This window comes from Yersinia artesiana (assembly GCF_902726545.1).
GTDB classification, from domain to species: Bacteria; Pseudomonadota; Gammaproteobacteria; order Enterobacterales; family Enterobacteriaceae; genus Yersinia; species Yersinia artesiana.
Genome location: NZ_CACVAD010000014.1, coordinates 13,120 through 36,036 on the forward strand (window position 1 = coordinate 13,120; position 22,917 = coordinate 36,036).

A 22,917-nucleotide genomic window follows, 5' to 3' on the forward strand; every position below is an offset into this window, starting at 1 on the left:
AGCAAGAAAACCATAAAAATGATCGGCACAGGAGTATGTCGGCGATGAAAAGAGCAGCGGGGTATTTTGCTCGCCGGGGTCTCTCCGGCGCATGGTGGGTGATCGCGGTGCTATCGGTAATGGGGCCGCCGTCAGTACGGGCGGCTGACTCCGCGACGGCACCGGCGTTTAACTGGCAAGCCGCGCCGAGCGAAGAGCAACTGGCCGAGCTGAGTTTGCGCGAGGCCATCTTGCGTGCTTTTGCCCGTAATCCACAGATTGCACAGGCGGCGGCGCAGATAAGAGTGGGAAAAGGGGAGTTAGAGGTTGCTGAAAGCGGCTGGTATCCACAGATTTCTTTGCAAGGAACCACAGGGAAATCACATCAAACTGACTCAGCGGGCAGCTTGAATAGCAATGCGTCAGCCGGAGTTCAACTGAGTCAACTGCTGTATGACTTTGGCAAAACCGGCGGCAGTATCGATGAGCAGGCCTCCTTGTCGGAGGCCTATCGCTATGACCTGTTCAACACCATGACCGCAGTGGGGCAGAGTACGGTTCAGGCTTATTTGCAAGTCAAACGCTATCAGGCGTTAAGTGTGGTGGCGCGTAACAATATTGCCTCTCTGGAGAAAGTCAAACAGACCGCCCAACTGAGAGCTGATGCTGGCCTCAGTTCGCAATCTGATGTGCTGCAAGCTGAAACCCGCATCGCCGGTATGGTGGCGACGCTGGAACAATATCGGGCGCAGCAACGTTCGGCTCAGGCGCAACTCACGGTGCTGACTGGCGTGGTGTCCGATAACCTGCCGGATCTGCCCAAAGATCTGCTCAAACAAAAAGTCACGCTGAATGCCATTCCCTATGACGCCAGCAGCGCGGTGCGCAGCGCCGAGGCCAAACAACAGGCCGCAATGCAGCGGGTGCGGCAAAGTCAGGCGCAGCACTGGCCCACCTTAAAGATCCAGGCGGGCAGAACACGTTACGAAAATGAATCACGCTCTTATTGGGATGATCAGGTGCAACTGGCGGTTGAAGCGCCGGTTTATCAAGGGGGAGCGGTCAGTGCCAAAGTCAGGGCTGCTGAGGGGATGCGCGCTGCGGCGCAAGCTGAAGTGGAAAAAGCCAAGCTGGATGTGAATCAAAAAGCAGCCACGGCGTATGCCGACATGATTGGTGCTATACAGCGCCAACAAGCAGGTGAGCAGCAACTGCAAAGTGCCGTGCACACCCGCAGTGTCTATCAGGATGAATATAAGTTAAGCAAACGCAGCCTGAATGACTTGCTGAGTGTGGAACAAGATGTGTTACAAGCCGACTCGATGCGGCTGATGGCGCTGTATGACGGTTGGGACGCCACGGCGCGCTATGCCTCCGCCGTCGATAATTTGGTGGATATGTTGGGAATTGATCGGGTTGCTCAGAGTGGTGAAAGGTTACCCACTCTCTAATACCCGTCATTCTTCAAGCCGCATGTGCGTTGGCTGCCTTCGCGCACCCCAGTCACTTACTTATGTAAGTTCCAGGGGATTTACTCAGTTGCCGCCTTCCTGCAACTCGAATTATTTAGGGTATGACAGGCCGCTTTACCCGCCGGAAAAATTATAGCCCACAAGGCAGGGGTAACATGACAATGCAATCGACGCCAACAGAGGTCTGGATAACAGCAATGGCGAGAGTGGCCAGCCGTTATGGTAAACCCGCTGATATGAACTTTCTGGCCCAGCAAATGCGCTGGTTTGAGCAATTAAGTGGCTTACGCCAATTGGAACGACTCAGTGGTTTACTGGGCTTGCAGACCAACGTGATGGCGCTGAAAAAAGTCCGCTGGCGCAATGAATTACTGCCGGTATTACTGGAGCTGGAACCCGGCAGTGTGGCGGTGTTGGAACACATTAATGACAGCGGGTTGGTGAGCTATTGGCTCAGTGATGGCGGTGATGTGGTACGTGAAACCAGCCTGGAAGAGTTAGTGGCGCGCAGCCAGGGCCGGGTGGTCATGGTCGGGGTTGCCAACCGTGGCCGCGATAGCCGTATTGATGAATTTATCAGGCCTTACCAGCAGCACTGGTTCTGGCAGAATTTTCGCGGTGCCGGGCGCAAAATTGCGGAAATCTCACTCGCCTCGGTGCTGGGTAATGTGCTGGCGCTGGGGGGGATCCTGTTTTCAATGCAGGTTTACGATCGGGTGATACCGGCACAATCCTACGCCACATTATGGGTGCTGTTTTTTGGTGTTTTGCTCGCTGCATTTATGGAATATATCATCCGGCTGACCCGCACTCAGATCTCTGATTTGATGGGTAAAAAAATCGACCTTAATGTGTCGTCGATGCTATTTGTGCGGGCGATGGCCATCAAGAATGAAGCACGCCCTAAATCGACGGGATCCTTTATTTCCCAGTTGCGTGAAATCGATCAGGTGCGTGAACTGCTAACTTCCACCACGGTAGGGGCGGCGGCAGATATGCCATTTGTCCTGCTGTTTCTGGCGATTATGGCCTTTATCGGTGGCCCGCTGGTGGTCATTCCGCTTTTAGCTATTCCACTCATTGTTATCCCCGGTTTATTGATTCAATTCCCGATGGCGAAACTGGCGAAAGAGGGCATGCGGGAAGGAGCACTGCGCAATGCCATTTTGGTCGAAACCATTGAAGGTATTGAAGATATTAAAGCCTTACAGGCCGAGCCTTATTTCCAGCGCCAATGGGAGCAAACCCACGAGGTGAGTGCTGCTGTCGGGATGAAACAGCGGCTATGGGGAGCGCGCCTGACCGGGTGGGCGTCGACGGTATCGCAATTAACCTATGCCGGAATGTTGGTTTTTGGCACTTACCTGGTGCTGGCCGGTGAGATAACCACCGGTACGTTGGTCGCCAGCAGCTTGCTCTCTTCCAGAACTATCGCGCCATTAATGCAACTGACAATGGTTTTCTCGCGCTGGCAGCATGCGAAAAGTGCCATGACCGGCCTGAATGAACTGCTTAAAAAACCGTTAGATCGCCCCGAGGAGGGGGAGTTGGCGCATTGCCCAATATTAAACGGTCACTACCAATTGCGTAATGTGCAGTACACCTATGATGAAGAAAAAGGGCAAAACGTGGTTGCCATCGCTGCACTGGAAATCAAGCCGGGGGAGAAAGTGGCGATTTTGGGCAAGGTGGGGGCAGGTAAATCCACCTTGCTGAAATTATTGGCCGGTCAGGCCAGCGCCACACAGGGCAAAGTGGTGATTGATGGCGTGGATATCAAACGTATTGAACCGGCTGATTTGCGCCGTCAACTGGGCTTTTTATCGCAGGATTCCCGCCTATTCTTTGGCTCACTTCGGCAAAACCTGATGCTGGGGCACCCGCATGCCACGGAGCAGGAGATGATACAGGCGCTGCGCATCAGTGGTGCGATAGCTATGGTGCAGCAGGATGCTGCCTGTCTCGACCGGATTATTAATGAAGGCGGGCAGGGGCTATCGGGGGGGCAGCGGCAAATGGTATTGCTGAGCCGCATGATTCTACGCAATCCACAAGTTGTCTTGATGGATGAACCTACTGCGTCAATGGATGAGCATTTGGAAGATTATGTCATTCGTCAGATGCATGTCTGGTTGGATGGCCGCATGTTGGTGTTGGTGACTCATCGGCCAGCGTTATTAAAGTTGGTGGACCGCATCATTGTTATGGATAACGGGCGCGTGGTGGCCGATGGCCCGCGCGACCATATTCTCAATTCGATGGCGAATAAATCGCAACAAGGTGCTGCCTAACAGGAGTGAGCCATGAGCAGTCTGAGCCTGCAACAAGAGAGGGCGCATCAGGAGCGGCGCATGTCAGCCATTGTTTGGCTGATGTTGGTTGGGATGATTGTGATGTTCATTTGGGCTTATTTCGCTGTTCTCGATGAGGTCACGGTGGGCACCGGGAAAGTCACCCCATCCAGCCGCGCGCAGTTAATAGAAAGCCTGGATGGCGGCATTATCAATGAGTTGTTGGTGCATGAAGGGGCCATCATTCATAAAGGCCAAATTCTGGCGCGCCTCGATCCGACCCGTTTTCAATCTAATTATGGTGAGGCTGCCGCTCGCGTGCGGACCTTGCGCGCGTCATCGGAGCGCCTGCGGGCCGAGCTAACGGGGGCCGCATTGGCTTTCAGTGCCGATACCTTAAAAGAGCCGGAACTAGTGGCACGGGAAACGCAATTCTATCTTTCACGGCGGCAGAACCTCAATGAAACCGTGAGCAATTTACAGCAATCCCTGAAACTGGTGCAGCAAGAGTTGCGGATGACTGAGCCGCTGGTGGCTAAAGGGGCGGCCAGTCAGGTGGAGGTGATTCGGTTACAGCGCCAGATAAGTGACTTGCGCGGTAAAATTGATGAAGCGCGCAATCAGTATGCCGTCAGGGCCAGAGAAGAACAGGTCAAGAATAATGCGGATTTAGACGCACAGTTGCAGGTGGTTTCCGGTAAGCAAGACCAACTTACGCGAACCACGCTTATTTCACCGGTGCGTGGGATCGTCAAAGATATTCAGGTTTCAACAGTTGGCGGCGTGTTACAACCCGGTGGCAAACTGATGGAAATCGTCCCCATCGAAGAGCAACTGCTGATCGAAACGCGTATCAACCCACGCGATATTGCTTACATCCGGCCAGGATTGCCGGCGACAGTCAAAATAACCGCTTATGATTCATCCATCTACGGCAATCTGACCGGAGTCGTGGAAACCGTGTCACCGGATACATTGCAAGATGAGGTTAAGCGAGACCAGTTTTACTATCGGATTTATGTTCGTACTAATCGGGCTGATCTGACTAATAAGGCTGGCAAATTATTCCCAATATTACCGGGCATGGTTGCCAGTGTAGAAATTAAAACCGGGCAAAAAACAGTTTTGGATTATCTGATCAAGCCGTTGAATAAAGTGAAGGAATCACTGAGAGAGCGTTAATATTATCAACGCATTATTTACCCCCTATTTGTACCGGGGGCGGGTCAAATAGGGTCTTTATCTGAATAAAAATATCAAATAAAACCAATAAATAGTCGGGTAATAGTTATGCTATTTGACTATTTATTACTCTTAACAATCTAAGCTATTCGTGCTTAAATTAAAATATGGAACTATATCGTTCGGCTATCATTTAATTTTGTAAATATACCCGCCATTGTAAATATACTTAATTATATATATTGCAGGCAATAAAAAAGCCGGTCAAAGACCGGCCGTAACACTAACGAATTATCTGGCCGCAAGGGCCACAATGAAGGAAATAGTAAAATAATGATGATAGCGGGATTATTATAGTTCCTGATTGACGAATGTCACTTGTCAATTTGTGCTGTTTTGATTGTTGGTTAACTTGTTGTTTTGTATTGATAATTAATTAGTCTTGATTATGAGTGCTATATTTTGCGTGTTTTTAAATTCTGTGAAAGTTCTGTGATATTTACATTTTGAAATGCTTTTTGGAGTTATGAAACATTATCCGAGACTTCGTAGCATTTTCTGTATAGATTAATCTGAATCTTATTACCACAATAGCGTAACCCCATTGGGATTATATGCTCGTAAGAGCAGTGGCATAGTTAGATCTAATAATTAGAGGATAATAACGATGAAACTTCGAGTTCTTTCCCTGCTGGTTCCCGCTTTATTAGTTGCCGGTAGCGCAGGCGCGGCTGAAATTTACAATAAAGACGGCAACAAACTGGACTTGTACGGCAAAGTCGATGGTCTGCATTATTTTTCTGACGACAAGAGCAAAGACGGCGACCAGTCTTACATGCGTTTTGGCCTGAAAGGTGAAACACAAATCAGTGATCAACTGACCGGTTACGGCCAGTGGGAATATCAGGCCAATTTAAATAAAGCTGAAGATCAGGATCAAAACAACTTTACCCGTATTGGTTTTGCTGGTTTGAAATTTGCTGATTACGGTTCTTTCGATTACGGTCGTAACTACGGCGTGCTGTACGACGTAACTTCTTGGACTGACGTACTGCCAGAGTTCGGTGGTGATACTTACGGTGCAGACAACTTCATGTCGCAACGTGCTAACGGTTTGGCGACTTACCGTAACACCAACTTCTTTGGTCTGGTGGATGGCCTGAACTTTGCGCTGCAATATCAGGGTAAAAATGGCAGCCCTACTGAAACCAACAATGGCCGTGATGTGCAAGGCCAGAATGGCGACGGTTATGGTATGTCCGTCTCTTATGATCTGGGCTGGGGTGTGAGTGCCGCTGCTGCAATGAGCAGTTCTAAACGTACCGATGAGCAAAATAACCTGGCATTTGGTCATGGTGATCGTGCTGATGCCTATTCTGGCGGTTTGAAATACGATGCGAACAATGTTTATCTGGCTGCAACTTATGCCCAGACTTACAACCTGACTCGCTTCGGTAACTTCAAGAATAACACTGATTCAGGCTTCGCTAATAAAGCGCAAAACATTGAGTTAGTGGCTCAGTACCAGTTTGATTTCGGTCTGCGTCCATCCATTGCTTACCTGCAATCTAAAGGTAAAGACCTTGGCAATGGCTACAGCGACCAGGATCTGGTGAAATATGTTGATGTCGGTGCAACTTACTACTTCAACAAAAACATGTCCACTTATGTTGATTACAAAATCAACTTGTTGGATGAAAATGATTTCACCAAAAATGCCGGTATCAACACTGATGATATCGTAGCAGTTGGTTTGGTGTACCAGTTCTAATCCTGATAACAGGGTCGGTTCTGACAAAACGCGGTCATTTGGCCGCGTTTTTTTGTGCCTGCTGTTTGCTGGTGGTCAATTTTATTGGGGATTTTGGTTTTGGGCATCATCGCCTAACGCGGGCGTATTTTTAACCGCTTTGACTTTTTTTGACCAGTTTTGGCATGAAGTTTAACCAAACGAACTAAATTCTAATTTTTTTTGAATGAAACACTAGACATATCATCACGCTATAGATGATAATCCCGCTCATTGGAAGGATGGCCGAGTGGTTTAAGGCAACGGTCTTGAAAACCGTCGACTGTAACAGGTCCTAGAGTTCGAATCTCTATCCTTCCGCCAAATTACGCCGGCATAGCTCAGTTGGTAGAGCAACTGACTTGTAATCAGTAGGTCCCGAGTTCGACTCTTGGTGCCGGCACCAATTAAAAGCCCGTTATCTGCATAAGATAACGGGCTTTTTGCTTTCCGACAAATTTGCATGGCGGCAGGATTTGTCACTGCCGCTGATTGAATCAACTATTCTTGGCTAACTGAGCGACCAACCGATTCACGCCATCACTCATATTGGTGAACTTAGTCAGTTGCGTGCGGGTGACCACCACGAAAACCCCAATATTCTTCTCCGGGATCATCGCCATATAAGTAATAAACCCGCCACCACCACCCGTTTTTTGCATGATACCCGGTAGTTCGGCATTAGGTGCCATGTAGACCCAACCTAGCCCCAGTGCAGCGGCTTGGCCAGCAACATCCATACCTTTTAATGAAACCAAATCACGACGTTGGAAATAGAGCGTTTGCTCGCGTTTAGCGGTACTTTTGCGCGCGTTGTTATTGGAAGCCAGGAATTGCTGCATCCAGCGCTGCATATCTTCTGGTGTTGAATAAACTCCACCGCTGCCCGCCGCCGCAATAGTGTTTTCACAGCGACTGCTACCCACGCCGACCATCAAACGGCTACATTGTTCAGCGGTTGGGGTGAGGGTGGTGTTACGCATGCCCAGCGGTGCGGTGATTTTATCGCGCAGCAGACTGGTATAAGGCTTGCCGGAAGCGCGTGAGAGCGCATCGGCCAGCAAATCGTAAGCTAAATTTGAATAAGCCGCTTTTACGCCGGGTGGCACAGTGACCTTAGCCAGTTTCAGCCATTGCCAGCGGTTATCTTTGGTCGGCCAGGTAAACACCGGCCTTTTTTGTGGACCACCGGGCTGTTCGCGCGGCAGGCCGCTGGTATGGCTGGACAGATTGAGCAGAGTAATCGGCTGTTTAGCATTATAAGCTGGGACTCTGGCACCCTTAGGTGCCCATTTCTGCAAAGGATCAGTCAGTTTTACCGTGCCGTCCTCGGCCAGTTTGACCATCACTTCACTGGTCATCAGCTTGGTAATAGAGGCAATGCGGATCAATGAGTCAGGCCGTGGGCGCAGATTGTTACCGGGTTTGGTTTCGCCAAAACTGCGGTTGACCACCTGATTGTTATCAATAACCACCAGCGCCATCCCCATGGCCCCGCTGTTATAGAAGATATGTTCGGCATATTGATCAACAACTTGTGATGTCAAAAGCTCGGTGTTGGCATAGCTGTGTAATGGCATGGCGAACAGAGCTGCGGCCAGTAGCGGAGGGGAGAAATGTTTCAGCAATCTTTTGTCCATGTGCAAAAAGAAAAATAAGAGTTCGTGAGCTTATAGTAATCGGATATTGGTATAAAACCTGCTGAATTTTTCGGGTAAACGAATAATTTACACTGTGGAAAAACGGTGCTAGGAGGGGGGGAGAAAATCAAACCGCAGCAGATTAAAGCCGCTGCGGTTTGGGGTGACAATCTTATTCCGTTAGCTTTCAGTAACCGGCTTAGGTATCACATTCGATGATTCTTTCATGCCAAGAGGGTTGTTCCCCCAGCACTGCTCATACTTCCAGCCAGTGAGTTCTTCCGCCACTGCTCTGGCATGAGCCGGAATATCGGCCATCGCACCGCCACTTTTAATCCGATCAATCTCTTCCAGCAGGATCTTGTGATTCTTGCGGTCCAGCTTCATCTGTGTGGTGTAATAAATAGCAACCAGCGCCAGTGAGACAACGCCGATGGCAAAGACACCAACAATGGCTTGCACCGCTACTTCCGGTTGGCTCGATTGCCCGGAAACAAAGCCAAAGCGGCTTAATGTCCAGCCCATAGCGAAGACGATAATCGAACGCACCATCTTACCGGCAAATGTCATGGCTCCCGCATAGATCCCTTCACGGCGGCGGCCAGTCAGCACTTCGTCCACATCGGCCAGGAAGGTATAAACCGTCCAGGGAATGTAGTAGATACCGCCGGTGCTTAAACCGAAAACAGCAGTGATGCAGAACAACACAATCACGGTGGTGGTCTGCGACCAGCCCGTGAAGTAGAGCGCCGCATAGGCAATCACACTCACAATCACCACTTGCAGAGCGATACGGAACGGGCGTGCAAAGCCCATTTTGACGCAAATACCGATAAAGATAGCGGTAGAAATCAATTGCATGATTGAACTGAAACTATTGAGCTGAGAAACCAGCGCGGCATCCTGACCTAAGCCAAAAATAATAAAGTAGGTGAATGCAGATGCGAACAACCATTCAGCACCAAAGCCGAACAGATACATACCCAGATGTTTGCGGAAAATACGCAGATGGAAAGTCGATGCCATATCAATGCAAAGCTTTTTCAACGCCTGACCTAAACTGCTGGTGGTTTCCCTGACCACTTCGCTGGCCGGGCGCTCCCAGGATGAACTGTAAAGCCAAATCATGGCGCAGCACATAATCAAACCGTAAGCGATACCGGTATAGAGGAAAGGTGTTGCCGAATCTTTGCCATAAATAGCAATAAACTGGCCGGGAATAAAGGCCGCCAGGAAGTTGGCGACTTTGCCGAAAATGGCTTTAGAACCGGTCAGTTTCGAGCGTTTGGCGAAGTCGGTTGTCATCTCGGTAGCCAGTGTTTCATAAGGCACCATGATGGAGGTGTAAATCAGCTCAAACAATGCGTAGGTTAGCAGGTAATACCAGAAACCAAACCCGCTCATCCAAAGCATCGGATAGACCAATACCAGTGGAATCCCCAGCAAGATAAAGAAGCGACGGCGGCCAAACAGGCGGCCAAGTCGCGTATTGTAAAAGTTATCAGTGATATAACCCATTACCGGGTTGCTGATTGCATCGAGAATACTGGCGATTGAAAAGATAGTGGCTGCTTCGACGACAGAAAGGCCGCAAAAGGTGGTGTAGAAATACATCAACCAGGCACCGCTGATTGCCAGCGCCCCACTCCCCAGTAAGTTAGCGCTCCCATACGCTAGTGTGTGTCTTGTTGTTATCGCTTTACTCATTTTTACCGCCACCTCAAATTAAAACAATGTTTCATTAATAATGGATAATCGTTTTCTTTATAAAGGTACGGCGTTTTTAAAAATGAGTGATTGATCACGAAAAAGGGTTTTGTGGCCTGAAACGGCGCGTATTACAGTAAAAGTTGATATGAATCAAATTAGTGGTGAGTGGGAATATTCGGTAAAAAAACAAAATATCCATAAGAATACGAATGAGTGATAATGCACGCTTACGGCAATCATGACCGTGATAGGTGTGGCAAGATTTTAATCAGTCGCCTGAAATATCATCATCAGCATTAAGATTTGTGGCTCGCTGCGCTCAGATATCAATATTGGGCATGTGGGGGCGGTTACGGGCATGGCCCATGAATATTTCTGGCTGCAACAGTGGCTGGCAGTGAAGGAGGTAAAATGGCGAAGAAAAACCCTTATTATGATGCCAGTAAGCCACATCACACCGAGTTTGGCTTTCAAAATTTGGAGCCAGTCGTCCACCATCCACAAGATTTGAAACGCTGGCGCGAGGAACGAAAGCGCCTGGCATTGCCTAAGCCTCCACAACAGGGGTATGAGCAGTTTGTTGCGGACTGGTGGCAACGGGCAGATTTCAGCGGCCAGCAAGATGCATTATGGTGGCTGGGACATGCTTCGTTATTATTGCGCGTTAGCGGCAAAACTGTGCTGTTTGATCCGGTGCTTTCCCATCGGGCTTCACCTCTCAATTTTTACGGGCCAGCCCGCAGAACACCGGTTCCGGCCAGCGTAAAGGCCTTACCACATATTGATGTGGTGGTGATTTCCCATAATCATTATGACCATCTGGATGTCACAACTATCTCCCAGTTATTGCGTCGTTTCCCCGACGTGACCTTTTTGGCTCCGCTAGGGCTGAAAAATTGGTTCCTGCATCACGGTGCTCGCCATGTTCACGAATTGGATTGGTGGGACACCCACCTCGCGGCTGAATTTGAGTTTCATTGTGTGCCCGCACGCCATTGGAGCATGCGCACACCCTGGGATCGCAACCAAAGTTTGTGGTCAGGCTGGGTGGTTAAACGCGATGCGATTAATTTCTACTTCACCGGCGATACGGGGTATTGCCCGCAATTGCTGAGCATTGGTGAAAGATTGGGGCCATTTAACTATGCCGCTTTACCGATTGGTGCTTATGCTCCGCGCTGGTTTATGAATGCGCAGCATATGGACCCGCAGCAGTCGGTGCAGTTATTTAAGCAATTACAGCAGCCTACGACGGTGCCTATTCACTGGGGAGTGTTTGAGTTGGCTGATGAATCACTGGATGAGCCGCCACAACAATTGAAGCTCGCATTAACCGAGGCCGGCGTTGCGGGAGATAATTTTGCACCGCTTAAAATTGGTGCGCGAATATTACTTGAATAGCGGCGTGTTTCAGCGGGTTAAAGGTCACCCGCTGAAACCAACGAAAACATATGCGATTGAACGCGCGTACTAGATTTTGAATTGGTTCACGGCACTGGTCAAATCAGCCGCCTGAGCTTGTAATGCTGCAGAGGCTGCGGTCGATTCCTGCACTAATGCGGCATTTTGTTGCACCATAGTATCTAATTGCGTCACCGCACTGTTGATCTCATGAATACCGCGCATTTGTTCATCTGCGGCGTTAGTGATTTCTGACATTATTGTCGTGACATCAGATACGCTGCTCACAATTTCAGTCATGGTATTACTTGCCTGGCGCACCTGATCTGAGCCAGAGGCGACACTGCTAACCGTCGAGTCAATCAGTGTTTTTATCTCTTTCGCTGCTTGCGCACTGCGTTGGGCTAAGGTGCGAACTTCCCCTGCGACTACCGCAAACCCACGCCCTTGCTCACCCGCACGAGCTGCTTCTACCGCTGCGTTCAGGGCCAGAATATTGGTCTGGAAAGCAATACCATCGATAACACTGGTGATATCGCCGATTTTGCCCGAAGCAGCCTCAATAGATTCCATGGTAGTCATCACTTTAGCGATAACCTCGCCACCACGAGAAGCATCATTAGCCGCAGAAAGCACCGCGGTATTGGCTTGTCTTGCCGCACTGGCAGACTGTGCCACGGTTGCGGAGATTTGTTCTAATGCCGCCGAGGTTTGTTGCAAACTGGCGGCGGCTGATTCTGTTCGGCCCGACAAATCCTGATTACCCGCAGCAATTTCATTGGCGGCAATGCTGACAGACTCGCTGGTATTGCGAATTTGCGCCATAACGCCACTGAGCTTGTCGGCAAAATTATTGAATGAAAGGGCTATCTTAGCCACTTCATCACGACCTTCGACCGGTAAGCGCTGAGTTAAGTCTTCGGTACCTGAACTGATGGCATCCATGGCTTTGTGTACATGTGTCAGTGGTGTCAGCGCGCGTTGCGTAATCAGGCTAATAATGACTACAGCAATTAAGATAATGACAATCAGGGTCACTAAAGATGTTGTTAACAATGAATGCATACCCGCAGTGGCATGGGCTTTATCCAGGGCGACCACGGCAAACCACTGAGTACCGGGTACCGCTTGCGCGAGCAACAACTTAGTGCTGCCACCGATCTCTGCGGCGGTAGGGGAGGTTGCAGTCAGCAGTGTTTTAAGATCCAATGTTGGCGCTATCTCACTCAACGGCTTTAGGGTTAACTGTGAATCGGGGTGTGCGATAATGGTGCCATCCGCATCAATTAACATCCCAAAGCTATCATCCGTTGGATGGATGGATTTCACGTTCGCAATCACGCTATCCATGGTGACATCGGCTGCTAATACGCCTTTCACACTGCCATCTTGAATAATAGGCAATGCAAAAGTCACAACTAACTGATTAGTCCCGGCGTCAATGTAAGGGGGAGTCACCACCGGGCTACCCGCTTTCACTGCTTGTAGATACCAGGGGCGGCCGGTGGGATCATAACCCGCAGGAATACCATCAGGATTAGAAAAAACAGCCGTCTTATTTGCGTAACCAATATAAACGTTAATGAAGTTGCCTGCGGCAGCGACCTGGCGTAAGGCTGCAATAGGGTCCGCTGTCAGTGCGCTCTCTTTAAGAGACACGATCATTTGTGTTTTCATCGCTACCCAGTCGGCAATTCCAACCCCATGACTGGCGGTGACCGCCTTCAAGGTGTTATCGATTGCGCTACTGTTATATTTGTTGGCAACGGAGTAGTTAAAGTAAGTGTTAATGGCAAGGGAGCCCGCCACAATGATGATACAGGCAGCCAAGATACGTGAACGAATGGAATCAAGCATAGAGCGTCCTAAATAAAGGGGAAGGCGTAATTCAAGTAACGGCTTGGCTGAGATAAACTTGAGCTGGGTCACAGTAATAAACTGTAATTAGTGCGCTATTGTTAATGCTTTTTTATGTAACAATGACAAGGAAGGCGTATTTTGTTGAACTTGATATTTAATAAAAACAAAAGCTTGGTTATCTGTTTAATCTTAACTTAGTAGTAAAAATTCAAATAAAGTTGAAAAAAATAGAGACATTTAAACTGCAAAATCAGCATCAATCTGTGGACGAGAGTTTGCGTAAGTAATGTTTATCCTGTGCATTGGCCTTTCCCACAATTAAGCCGGTGACCCGGCATAATTGTGATTAAGACTCATAAACCAGCCATTCATCAGCTTCATCAAACATTTCTTCAACCAAGCGGTTTAACACTGATTTTTCTTGTTTAGTTGCATCAGTATTAATGCCATTGGCTTGCATCGGTTTAACCCTCACTTCTGCACCTGGAAACACCCGATGCACTCGTTTGGTTAGCTCTGCTTTAATCAATTCGGCGGCGTTAGTTAGGCCGGCGACATTCCGTTTGTCATAAATTAATTCTACTCGCATGATTTCTTTCCTCAGTACTTCTTTCCTTAGTAAATGTGCTGTACAAATATACAGTATATTTTAATGTTAAACAACCGCATTTCATGCTAAATTTATCCACCTCACACCATTGCATCGTTTCAGGTACCAGTATGTTTACCTATCAAGAAATATCATCGCTGAACGAACTGGAATTGATAGTCTATAACTACATCATAAAAAATACTGATAAAGTGATGTATATGACCATCAGGGAGTTGGCAGATGCCGCGGGTGTTTCGACCACCACCGTTTTGCGTTTTTGTAAAAAAATGAATTGTGATGGTTATTCTGAATTCCGTGTGCGTTTTAAACTTTATTTAGAACATGATGAAAAACCGCCCGTCAGTTTTGGCATTAGTGAAATAATTAGCTACTTTAAAAGTATTAATAATAGTGAGTTTGACGAACTTCTTGATAATGCTGCCGCACAAATTGCGGCTACACGTAGAATTATTTTTGTTGGAATAGGAACGTCAGGTGCATTAGGGAAATACAGTGCGCGTTTCTTTTCTAATGTAGGGAAATACAGTACCTATATTGATGATCCTTATTATCCAATCAATAGTGATATGTATCAGGATGCGATTGCAATTATCCTCTCGGTTTCCGGTGAGACGGAAGAAATCATCCGTATCGCCAACCAGTTTAGCTTGCAAAACTGCAAGATTATTAGCTTGACCAATAGTGATAATTCGACTTTAGCTAAGATGGCGGATTTAAATATCTCTTATCATATGCCGCCTATTATATTAGAGGGGCAATATAATATTACTACCCAGATTCCAGTTTTATATATTATTGAAACTATCGGCAAAAAACTCCCTCAATTAGTTAATAAAAACACCCAATAAAACAGGGTGTTTTTTACATGTGACATATTCCAATTCACGATTTTTGTTATATCGTGACTTCATCTTTCTTTTTGCTAAACTCCAGTCTCAATCGAAAAAATATTAATAATAATCCGATAACACTCTGTTTATCTTATACTCAGCATTCGTGACAGGAGATTAATAATGGCAATTGATTACGCATTAACCGCCCAGGAAATTATTAAGTATATTGGTGGTGATAATAATGTGATTACCGTCACACATTGTGCAACACGTTTACGTTTTATATTGAAAGATAATAAAGCTGTCGATAAAGAGAAACTAAATCGTGTTAAAGGCGTTATTACCGTTATTGAAGCGGGTGGGCAAATGCAAGTGGTTATCGGTAACCACGTCGGCGATGCCTATAAGCATGTCACGAACCTGATTAATATCGATGAAAGTGCACCGGTTGCAGCACCTAAAGTCGGTATCGTTAGCCGGTTGATGGATATCATCTCCAGTATTTTTGCACCTTTCCTTTATCCGCTGGCCGCCTGCGGTATTTTACAAGGGATTATTTCTTTTCTGGCAGCGATTGGCTGGATGGATGCCGCCAGCGGCACTTATCGGATTTTAAATTTTGTCTCCTGGACCGGATTTACCTTCTTACCGGTGATGGTGGCCTTTACTGCGGCCAAAAAATTCAATGTTAACCCTTTTACCGCCGTTATTACTGCTTGTGCCTTGATCAGTCCTGATTATATGAACATGCTGACGGCTAATAAAATTGTCACGGTGAATTCCGCAGATCCTGCCATTCAGCAATTGATGCATGAAGCGCTGAATAATCCGCAGGTTGCCCACATTTTGGATACTATTGCTGGTATTCCGTTATCTTCACCCACCTTGGATTTCTTCGGTATTCCCGTGCAATACCTGAGCTATACCGCCTCGGTTATCCCGATCATTTTGATGGTTTGGGCCATGTCTTACGTGCAGCGCTTCTTTGAAAAAGTATTGCCAATGGTGGTGCGTAACCTGTTTACCCCGATGTTCTGTATTGCCATTATGGTGCCCTTAACCTTGCTGGTATTTGGCCCGGTGGGTAACTTGATCGGCGGGGCAATTGGTGGCGTTTACAATACACTTTATAATCTCAGCCCAGCGATAGCAGGGTTTATGGTTGGTGCATTCTGGCAGCCACTGGTCACATTGGGTGTTCATTGGGGTATCACCCCGGTCACTGTAGGGAACTATGCGACATTGGGTTATGACACCTTTACCGGCTTGCAAGCCTCCGCAGTCTTTGCCATGGCCGGAACCATGTTTGGTGTTTACTTGAAAACGCGTAACCGTGAAATGAAAGGAATTTCATTGTCTGCGGGGATTACCGCTTTGTTCGGTATTACCGAGCCTGCTATTTACGGCGTAGCATTACGATTGAAGAAACCTTTCTTATGCAGTTGCGCCGCAGGGGGGATCGGTGGGGCTATCGCAGGGTCTTTTAATGCGGTGTCATGGAGTTACTGTCTGCCGGGTATCGCGGTATTGCCGGTCTTCTTTAAAGAAGGGCATATGGCACAGTTTTTGGGATTCCTGCTGTCTATTACCGTCGCTTTCGTGTTAGGTGCGGTTTTCACCTGGTTGGTTGGGTTTACCGATGAAGCAGAGAATGTGGAACAACCAGGCAGTGCTAAAGCATCTGAAGCACCTATTGCTCAGGCACAAATGAATCAAGGCTAGAATATTTAATGTTCGGGCGGGTTAATTATCCGCCATTGATTTTCATTTTCAGGGTGAACAATTGCCCACAGTATTAAGAGGGAGAGAGTTATGAGCCACAAACAATTACCGAAAGATTTTTTATGGGGCGGCGCAGTTGCGGCACATCAGGTTGAGGGCGGCTGGGATAAAGGCGGCAAAGGTGTAAGCATTGCCGATGTATTGTCCGGTGGCGCTCACGGTGTTGATCGAGTTATGACTGATGGCGTGCAAGAGGGTTATCGCTATCCAAACCATGAAGCGGTTGATTTTTATGGTCATTATAAAGAAGACATCGCGCTGTTTGCCGAGATGGGCTTTAAATGCTTCCGTACTTCCATTGCCTGGACGCGTATTTTTCCGAAAGGTGATGAGTTGCAACCGAATGAAGCGGGTTTGCAATTTTACGATGATATGTTTGATGAGCTGCTGAAATACGGTATCGAACCGGTTATTACACTATCTCATTTTGAAATGCCCTGGCACTTGGTGAAAGAGTACGGTGGCTGGAAAAATCGGAAAGTGGTCGACTTTTTCGTGAAATTCAGTGAAGTGGTCATGGAGCGCTACAAAAGCAAAGTCAAATATTGGATGACATTCAACGAGATCAATAATCAGCGTAACTGGAAATATCCGTTATTTGGTTATTGCTGCTCTGGCGTGGTGTTTACCGAGCAAGAAAATCCTGAAGAAACGATGTACCAGGTTCTGCATCATCAGTTTGTCGCCAGTGCCAAAGTCGTCAAATTGGGCCATGCCATTAATCCGGAGTTCAAAATCGGGTGTATGGTTGCAATGGTGCCGCTCTATCCATTCTCCTGCCATCCAGATGACATGATGTATTCGGTGGAGGCTATGCGTGAGCGTTATCTATTCGGTGACGTCCACATGCGTGGTTACTACCCTTCATATATTCTGAATGAATGGGAGCGCCGCGGTTTCACTATCAAGATGGAAGAGGGCGACCTTGATACTCTACGTGAGGGCTGCGCCGATTACATGGGCTTAAGCTATTACATGAGTAACGCGGTTTCTGCGGTTAATCCCGGCAGCGGCAACTCCCTTTCTGGCTTTGAGGGCAGTGTGCCTAATCCACATGTTAAAGCATCAGATTGGGGATGGCAGATTGATCCCGTCGGCTTGCGTTATTCACTGAGCGTATTGTATGAGCGTTACCAGAAGCCGCTATTTATTGTTGAAAATGGTTTTGGTGCTATCGACAAAGTGGCTGATGACGGCATGGTTCATGATGATTACCGCATTGCGTATCTTAAAGCCCATATTGAGCAGATGAAAAAAGCAGTGTTTGAAGATGGCGTAGACCTGATGGGCTACACCCCGTGGGGTTGTATCGATTGTGTATCATTCACAACCGGTGAATATAGCAAACGTTACGGTTTTATCTACGTGGATAAAAATGATGACGGCACCGGCACCATGGCGCGTTCACGTAAACAAAGTTTTGACTGGTATAAAAAAGTGATTGCCAGCAATGGTGAAGAGCTTTAATCCTTCGATAAACCAGTCAACAGGGAAGGGCCGTTTAACACCGGCCTTTCTCACCATCATTTTCTCCTTTATATCCTTCCAACGCAGTTGGTTACATTTTTTATTAATGAAAATATAGCTTCAATTCAATCTATTACAATAATTTTCTCGCGCTGTAGGAAGTGACTGACATACCCTAAAAAAAAGCTGAGTTACTCTTTTGCTCCGGCGGCTATTGCCATATTTTGTATGGTTTTTCGTCAGGTCTGATTTGGTTTTTTTTGCTTAATAGGGATAAGAAATGAAAGGAAAATTATTGTTTGCTGCAATGTTGGCAGCCAGTTTTTCAGCAAATGCAGGGGAACATGCTCATTGGGGATATGAGGGGCAGGAAGACCCGGCACATTGGGGGAAACTCTCACCTGATTTCTCACTTTGTGAAACGGGCAAAAATCAGTCACCGGTTAATATTCAAGGTGCAATGAAAACCCATCATGGTCAATTGGAATTACATTTCCAGCAAGGCAAACAGCAAATCGTTAATAATGGTCATACGATTCAGATTAATACCAGCGCTGGCAATACGTTAAAGCTGGATGGTGATACGTTTACGTTACAACAATTCCATTTTCACGCCCCCAGTGAAAATGAGATAGATGGCAAACAGTTCCCATTGGAAGCTCATTTTGTTTATAAAGATAACAAGGGTGGGCTGGTAGTATTGGCGCTACTGTTCCAGCAGGGAAGTGCTAATAAACAACTGGCACTGGCCTGGCAGCAAATGCCAGCGGCGATTGATCAGATGGCAATATTAAACAGGCCTGTGGATATTAATGCATTGCTACCAAAGCAGTTCAACTTCTACCGTTTTAGCGGTTCACTGACCACGCCACCGTGTTCTGAAGGTGTAATCTGGTTAGTGCTTGAACAGCCTGTTAATGTTTCCGCTGAACAAATAAATCAATTCCATTCTGTTGTTCATCATAACAATAATCGGCCAATACAGCCGCTTAATGGCCGCGTTATAGTTGATTAATATTTAGGTATCAATAAAAAAGACAATGTTATACCGCGATACTTCATAACATTGTCATAGCACTTTATCATTTAATAGATAGCCATTATCCGAATAAATATTTTGTTTAATCTTTGAATTAGGTAATTTTTTAAAATGGATGTTTGTAATTAGGCTGAAATAGCCTCAATGATCGATATATAGCTTCCGGTATCGATAATACGATTAAGTTTCAAATTTGCGCTGGCAAGCAGTGTTTTAAGTTCCTCCTCAGTTCGAGCTTGTCCACCATCAAAACTACCTAATAACAAAAGGTCGATCTCTTTGCCACCCTGTCTGGTATCTTCTCTGGATATAACAGGTTCAAAGATAAGCACTTTTGAATGAGGTCGCATTGCATTACGACAACTGCGCAATATCTGACTTGCTTGTTCTTCCGGCCAATCCATCGTGATGTATTTTAATAAATAAATGTCAGCTTCTGGGCAGCTTTCAAAGAAATTACCCGTCTGGGTTTCCCAGCGAGTATCATCTGCCAACTCACCAAGGCGATTCTTTGCCAAGACCGCAGGACGATCGAATAAAATACCATGTAATGTGGGATTATTTTGCAGCACCTTCAACAGTAGCCCACCAAAACCACCGGCAATATCAACCACTATGGTATGTTCTGGAAAGTCGTAACTGTGAACCAGGAAATTATTTTCTACTGAGGACATAGATGACATTCCAGCATGAAAATCACCTTCTGACTCAGGGATGTTTTCCCGTGACCAGTATTCATAAAAAGACATACCAAATGCCTGTTTAAAGGCCGATTTACCTCGTAAATTTTCGACAAGATTACCGAGTGGGAGCCAAAATGTTTTATCCGTCAGCATTAATACCGCCGCGCGCAGTGAGTCACTATGATCTGAACGAAGATACTGTGCCGCCGGAGTCAGTGAAAATTGACCATCTGCTGATTCTGCAAAGATATTTCGCGATGCTAACATGCGTAATACCCGATTTAATTGACGTGGTTCCGCCCCCACGGTCTGCCCAAGTTCCTCCGCTGTTTTCGCTTCTTTCGTTAGATGATCCGCCACTCCTAAAATTGTTGCAGCACGCAATGAGGCTTGAAAAGTAAACCCCATCGCCTGCTCCAATAAATCTAGCGCCGCAGTATCATCTTCATTCTTCAGTTGATTATTATTGCCCATGGTAATAACACCCTCTGGTAATCGATGTGATTTTATGTAGTTACACTAAATATAAGTGCAACTAAATTTATTAGGATGATGAATGTATCCATCAAGAATGTAGTTCATTAAATTGATTTATTGCAAATGGTATATTGTGCTGGTTAAGCGTTTTGATAAAGATCTGATGGGCAATTTAATGAAAACTCTGACTTTTAATAATTAATAATATTTATGTGTTTTTGTTTTACTGGTAATTTAAATTAATGATTATTCTCTGTTCGCGAATGAGTCATTTTTTTTCTTGGCCTTCCGCTAAATTTTCCTGCCATAAAATTTAGACAAAAAAACCAACCCTAACGGATTGGTTTTCTTTGGGATATTTGGTCGGCATGAAAGGATTTGAACCTTCGACCCCCGACACCCCATGACGGTGCGCTACCAAGCTGCGCTACATGCCGATACAGTGGCATTTATACTACATTTTACAGTGACTAATGCAAGACCATGCCATTACGTTCGCTGATTTTTTAACCGCAGCATGCTCAGATTTTAGAGCTAGTTCGCAATAAAACGTTTTATATCAGTCAGCACTTGCAACAGTAACGGAAGCTGTGGCTTTTCATCTTTGATTTCATTGCCTTGCTCATCATAGGTACGGTAATTACCATTATTATCTAACACAATTGTCTGTGTTGGTGTGGTAATCACTAGCGTGCCGTTATCACCCGTCGCCACCCAGTTGTTGTTGCGTTGTGCCGCGAACAAGTCTTCCCCCTGCGAATAATCTTCTGAGGCAGTTTTGACGTGCAATAGCCGCTGCATCAGTGTTGTCATGATGTCTTCATGGTTCGTTAGCTTATTCACTTTCTGCGCGGGAGTGCCCGGCCAATGAACAATTAATGGCACTTGTAGCTGCTGGCGATTGAAGCTGCTGCCAGCACCCCAGTTATCATTACCAGTGTCATTAAATTCGACACCATGTGCAGCAGTAATAATAACTACAGTCTTATCAAGTTGGCCACGTTGTTTCAGTGTATCCAGAATGGTTGCAATCTGCTGGTCCACATCTTTAGCTCCCGCTTTATAGTGGCGGATAAAATCAGCAGGCGCAGCGACTTTATCACCGGTAACAGGATCTTGTGCTTCAACCGCGCCATTCAGATTAATGTATGAGAACCATGGCGCATTGTTATTGAGTGTTGATAGCCATTGCTGCCACTGTGCGGTGGTTTCACTGTCTGTTTGCTCTGTTGGTGCAGGCAAGGTGAAATCGGATAGCAGAGCCTGACGGTAGAGCGGCGAGGCAAAGCCATCGGATGAGAACAGCCCAAACTGGTACCCTTGCGCACTCAATGACGTGATGAATGCGGACGGCCTACGCGCAGAAAGAATACCGTCAAGGTAGGTCGGGGAGATGCCATAAAACAGGCCAAACAGACCCGTATCCTGGCGATTACCCGAACTGTAATGCCGCTCAAACTGAATGTTGGCATGACCAAATTCAGACAACGCTGGCATATCTTTTTGCAGGCTATTCGCACGGATGCCATCAACCACAATTAATAACAGGTTATAACCACTGCCTTTGTTGCTAAAAACAATGGGGCTGAGGGGATATTCCACCGTTAGGGCATCTGGATTACCTTGTTCTATCAGGCGACGCTGATACTCTTCTTGATCAAGTAAGCCATGTTTTTCAAGGAATTTACGTGCGGTCATTGGGTATGAGAGCGGTAAGTTTGCGCGCTGCATACTAATTGGTCGATAGAAATTAGCATCTGCCCAGATATAAATTAGATGTGAGGCAAAGAAAGCTGAAATAAACACGGCAACCAACGGCTTAACGAAGCGCTGCCGGTTGAGACTACGGAGTTTTTGCCATGCCCAGGTGCCGAACAGCATCTCGACCAGAAAAATGACTGGCACGGCAATAAACATCAATTGCCAATCACGCGCCAGCTCAGTTTGATCCGGGTTAACCACTAACTCCCACACCACGGGGTTAAGATGTAAATGGAAACGGGTAAATACCTCGGTATCCACTAATAACAGAGTCAAACCCGCAGTAGCAAAGGCGGCGGAGAGGAAGCGGAGTAACCGTTGTGACATCACCACGAAGGTCAGCGGGAATATCACCAGTAGATAGGCGGCAAAAACGATAAAACTAAAGTGCCCCAGCCAACTGACAAGGGCATAGACACGGCCAATCAGCGATGAGGGCCAATCGGAAACAAACAAATAGCGGCTACCCAGCACCAGGCTGAACAGGATATTAAACAGGGCGAACCAGTGCCCCCAGCTGATCATCTGGGAGACTTTTTCACGATAGCGCTGACGATTTGTCACCATATTGAGATTGCAGTCTTGGCCGATAAATTAATGAGCTTTGTCTTCACGTACTGAAGCTTGAAGGGCTTCAGCGAAAGAACGAGCCAATACTTTGCGTTGCGCGGGAGCAATGCTGGTATTGATCAGATTTGTTACCATATTCCCCAAAACCATCAAAGAAAGATCGGTTGGAGTACGGTGTTTTTCCAGTACGCTGACCAATTCAGACAGCAATTGTTCAACGTGTTCGTCACTGTAACGGGATGATTGTGGCATAAAAATTGAACTCAACACCTGATAAAGTCCCATATCTTACCGTATAGGGACGCGCTTTTCCGCTATTTTATAGCATTAAGAATCATTAGCCATTAATTGGAGGGCGGGATAGCTTT

Annotated in this window: 16 protein-coding genes and 3 tRNA genes; 11 read left to right on the forward strand and 8 right to left on the reverse strand. The window is 46.8% G+C overall.

Annotated features, from left to right (window positions below; all coding sequences use genetic code 11):
- Positions 1 to 44: 44 nt before the first annotated feature.
- From HU019_RS06385 to HU019_RS06410, 6 genes are all read left to right on the forward strand, one after another.
- Positions 45 to 1,430, forward strand: coding sequence for a TolC family outer membrane protein (locus HU019_RS06385; protein ID WP_174846978.1), 1,386 nt, complete (start codon positions 45 to 47; stop codon positions 1,428 to 1,430).
- A gap of 176 nt (positions 1,431 to 1,606) precedes the next feature.
- The gene (locus HU019_RS06390) at positions 1,607 to 3,742 is read left to right on the forward strand and encodes a type I secretion system permease/ATPase (RefSeq protein ID WP_174846979.1); all 2,136 of its coding nucleotides are present in this window, start codon (positions 1,607 to 1,609) and stop codon (positions 3,740 to 3,742) included.
- Between the two features lie 12 nt (positions 3,743 to 3,754).
- Complete coding sequence (locus HU019_RS06395) at positions 3,755 to 4,924, forward strand: HlyD family efflux transporter periplasmic adaptor subunit (protein WP_174846980.1); 1,170 nt, start codon at positions 3,755 to 3,757, stop codon at positions 4,922 to 4,924.
- 667 nt (positions 4,925 to 5,591) lie between these two features.
- Positions 5,592 to 6,695, forward strand: coding sequence for a porin OmpC (locus HU019_RS06400; RefSeq protein ID WP_174846981.1), 1,104 nt, complete (start codon positions 5,592 to 5,594; stop codon positions 6,693 to 6,695).
- A 254-nt stretch (positions 6,696 to 6,949) separates the two neighbouring features.
- Positions 6,950 to 7,037 (forward strand) — tRNA-Ser (locus HU019_RS06405).
- 6 nt (positions 7,038 to 7,043) lie between these two features.
- A tRNA-Thr gene (locus tag HU019_RS06410) sits at positions 7,044 to 7,119 on the forward strand.
- 91 nt (positions 7,120 to 7,210) lie between these two features.
- Here the strand turns inward: HU019_RS06410 and ampH are convergent.
- Both ampH and HU019_RS06420 read right to left on the reverse strand, forming a co-directional pair.
- Complete coding sequence (gene ampH, locus HU019_RS06415; RefSeq protein WP_174846982.1) at positions 7,211 to 8,353, reverse strand: D-alanyl-D-alanine-carboxypeptidase/endopeptidase AmpH; 1,143 nt, start codon at positions 8,351 to 8,353, stop codon at positions 7,211 to 7,213.
- 180 nt (positions 8,354 to 8,533) lie between these two features.
- On the reverse strand, positions 8,534 to 10,060 hold the full coding sequence (locus HU019_RS06420) for an MFS transporter (protein ID WP_050077963.1): 1,527 nt from the start codon (positions 10,058 to 10,060) through the stop codon (positions 8,534 to 8,536).
- Positions 10,061 to 10,474: 414 nt separating this feature from the next.
- Here HU019_RS06420 and HU019_RS06425 point away from each other — a divergent pair, with 414 nt between their 5' ends.
- On the forward strand, positions 10,475 to 11,464 hold the full coding sequence (locus HU019_RS06425) for an MBL fold metallo-hydrolase (protein WP_174846983.1): 990 nt from the start codon (positions 10,475 to 10,477) through the stop codon (positions 11,462 to 11,464).
- 69 nt (positions 11,465 to 11,533) lie between these two features.
- Here the strand turns inward: HU019_RS06425 and HU019_RS06430 are convergent, their stop codons facing one another.
- Together HU019_RS06430 and HU019_RS06435 are read right to left on the reverse strand one after the other, a co-directional pair.
- Entirely contained in the window at positions 11,534 to 13,321 is a 1,788-nt protein-coding gene (locus HU019_RS06430; RefSeq protein WP_174846984.1) for a methyl-accepting chemotaxis protein, read from the reverse strand.
- Between the two features lie 349 nt (positions 13,322 to 13,670).
- On the reverse strand, positions 13,671 to 13,913 hold the full coding sequence (locus HU019_RS06435) for a DinI family protein (RefSeq protein WP_174846985.1): 243 nt from the start codon (positions 13,911 to 13,913) through the stop codon (positions 13,671 to 13,673).
- Positions 13,914 to 14,044: 131 nt separating this feature from the next.
- Here HU019_RS06435 and HU019_RS06440 point away from each other — a divergent pair, with 131 nt between their 5' ends.
- From HU019_RS06440 to HU019_RS06455, 4 genes are all read left to right on the forward strand, one after another.
- Positions 14,045 to 14,785, forward strand: coding sequence for a MurR/RpiR family transcriptional regulator (locus HU019_RS06440; RefSeq protein WP_174846986.1), 741 nt, complete (start codon positions 14,045 to 14,047; stop codon positions 14,783 to 14,785).
- A 165-nt stretch (positions 14,786 to 14,950) separates the two neighbouring features.
- On the forward strand, positions 14,951 to 16,492 hold the full coding sequence (locus HU019_RS06445; RefSeq protein ID WP_174846987.1) for a PTS transporter subunit EIIC: 1,542 nt from the start codon (positions 14,951 to 14,953) through the stop codon (positions 16,490 to 16,492).
- A 90-nt stretch (positions 16,493 to 16,582) separates the two neighbouring features.
- Positions 16,583 to 18,019, forward strand: coding sequence for a 6-phospho-beta-glucosidase (locus HU019_RS06450; RefSeq protein ID WP_077173862.1), 1,437 nt, complete (start codon positions 16,583 to 16,585; stop codon positions 18,017 to 18,019).
- A 280-nt stretch (positions 18,020 to 18,299) separates the two neighbouring features.
- Positions 18,300 to 19,034 (forward strand): carbonic anhydrase, encoded by a 735-nt coding sequence (locus HU019_RS06455; RefSeq protein ID WP_174846988.1) that lies wholly within the window; start codon positions 18,300 to 18,302, stop codon positions 19,032 to 19,034.
- 149 nt (positions 19,035 to 19,183) lie between these two features.
- On the opposite strand, the gene HU019_RS06460 is transcribed toward HU019_RS06455, so the two are convergent.
- The 4 genes from HU019_RS06460 to HU019_RS06475 form a co-directional block, all read right to left on the reverse strand.
- On the reverse strand, positions 19,184 to 20,215 hold the full coding sequence (locus tag HU019_RS06460) for a methyltransferase (RefSeq protein WP_174846989.1): 1,032 nt from the start codon (positions 20,213 to 20,215) through the stop codon (positions 19,184 to 19,186).
- Positions 20,216 to 20,578: 363 nt separating this feature from the next.
- Positions 20,579 to 20,655, reverse strand: a tRNA-Pro gene (locus HU019_RS06465).
- Positions 20,656 to 20,752: 97 nt separating this feature from the next.
- Complete coding sequence (gene yejM / locus HU019_RS06470; protein WP_174846991.1) at positions 20,753 to 22,546, reverse strand: LPS biosynthesis-modulating metalloenzyme YejM; 1,794 nt, start codon at positions 22,544 to 22,546, stop codon at positions 20,753 to 20,755.
- 27 nt (positions 22,547 to 22,573) lie between these two features.
- A complete protein-coding gene (locus HU019_RS06475; protein ID WP_002208836.1) occupies positions 22,574 to 22,801 on the reverse strand; it encodes a YejL family protein in 228 nt (75 codons plus the stop codon).
- Between the last annotated feature and the right edge of the window lie 116 nt (positions 22,802 to 22,917).

Bases quoted from the DNA above. Each gene is read 5' to 3' on its own strand.
- HU019_RS06385 (WP_174846978.1), top strand. From the start codon at position 45: ATGAAAAGAGCAGCGGGGTATTTTGCTCGCCGGGGTCTCTCCGGCGCA.
- HU019_RS06390 (WP_174846979.1), top strand. From the start codon at position 1,607: ATGACAATGCAATCGACGCCAACAGAGGTCTGGATAACAGCAATGGCG.
- HU019_RS06395 (WP_174846980.1), top strand. From the start codon at position 3,755: ATGAGCAGTCTGAGCCTGCAACAAGAGAGGGCGCATCAGGAGCGGCGC.
- HU019_RS06400 (WP_174846981.1), top strand. From the start codon at position 5,592: ATGAAACTTCGAGTTCTTTCCCTGCTGGTTCCCGCTTTATTAGTTGCC.
- ampH (WP_174846982.1), bottom strand. From the start codon at position 8,353: ATGGACAAAAGATTGCTGAAACATTTCTCCCCTCCGCTACTGGCCGCA.
- HU019_RS06420 (WP_050077963.1), bottom strand. From the start codon at position 10,060: ATGAGTAAAGCGATAACAACAAGACACACACTAGCGTATGGGAGCGCT.
- HU019_RS06425 (WP_174846983.1), top strand. From the start codon at position 10,475: ATGGCGAAGAAAAACCCTTATTATGATGCCAGTAAGCCACATCACACC.
- HU019_RS06430 (WP_174846984.1), bottom strand. From the start codon at position 13,321: ATGCTTGATTCCATTCGTTCACGTATCTTGGCTGCCTGTATCATCATT.
- HU019_RS06435 (WP_174846985.1), bottom strand. From the start codon at position 13,913: ATGCGAGTAGAATTAATTTATGACAAACGGAATGTCGCCGGCCTAACT.
- HU019_RS06440 (WP_174846986.1), top strand. From the start codon at position 14,045: ATGTTTACCTATCAAGAAATATCATCGCTGAACGAACTGGAATTGATA.
- HU019_RS06445 (WP_174846987.1), top strand. From the start codon at position 14,951: ATGGCAATTGATTACGCATTAACCGCCCAGGAAATTATTAAGTATATT.
- HU019_RS06450 (WP_077173862.1), top strand. From the start codon at position 16,583: ATGAGCCACAAACAATTACCGAAAGATTTTTTATGGGGCGGCGCAGTT.
- HU019_RS06455 (WP_174846988.1), top strand. From the start codon at position 18,300: ATGAAAGGAAAATTATTGTTTGCTGCAATGTTGGCAGCCAGTTTTTCA.
- HU019_RS06460 (WP_174846989.1), bottom strand. From the start codon at position 20,215: ATGGGCAATAATAATCAACTGAAGAATGAAGATGATACTGCGGCGCTA.
- yejM (WP_174846991.1), bottom strand. From the start codon at position 22,546: ATGGTGACAAATCGTCAGCGCTATCGTGAAAAAGTCTCCCAGATGATC.
- HU019_RS06475 (WP_002208836.1), bottom strand. From the start codon at position 22,801: ATGCCACAATCATCCCGTTACAGTGACGAACACGTTGAACAATTGCTG.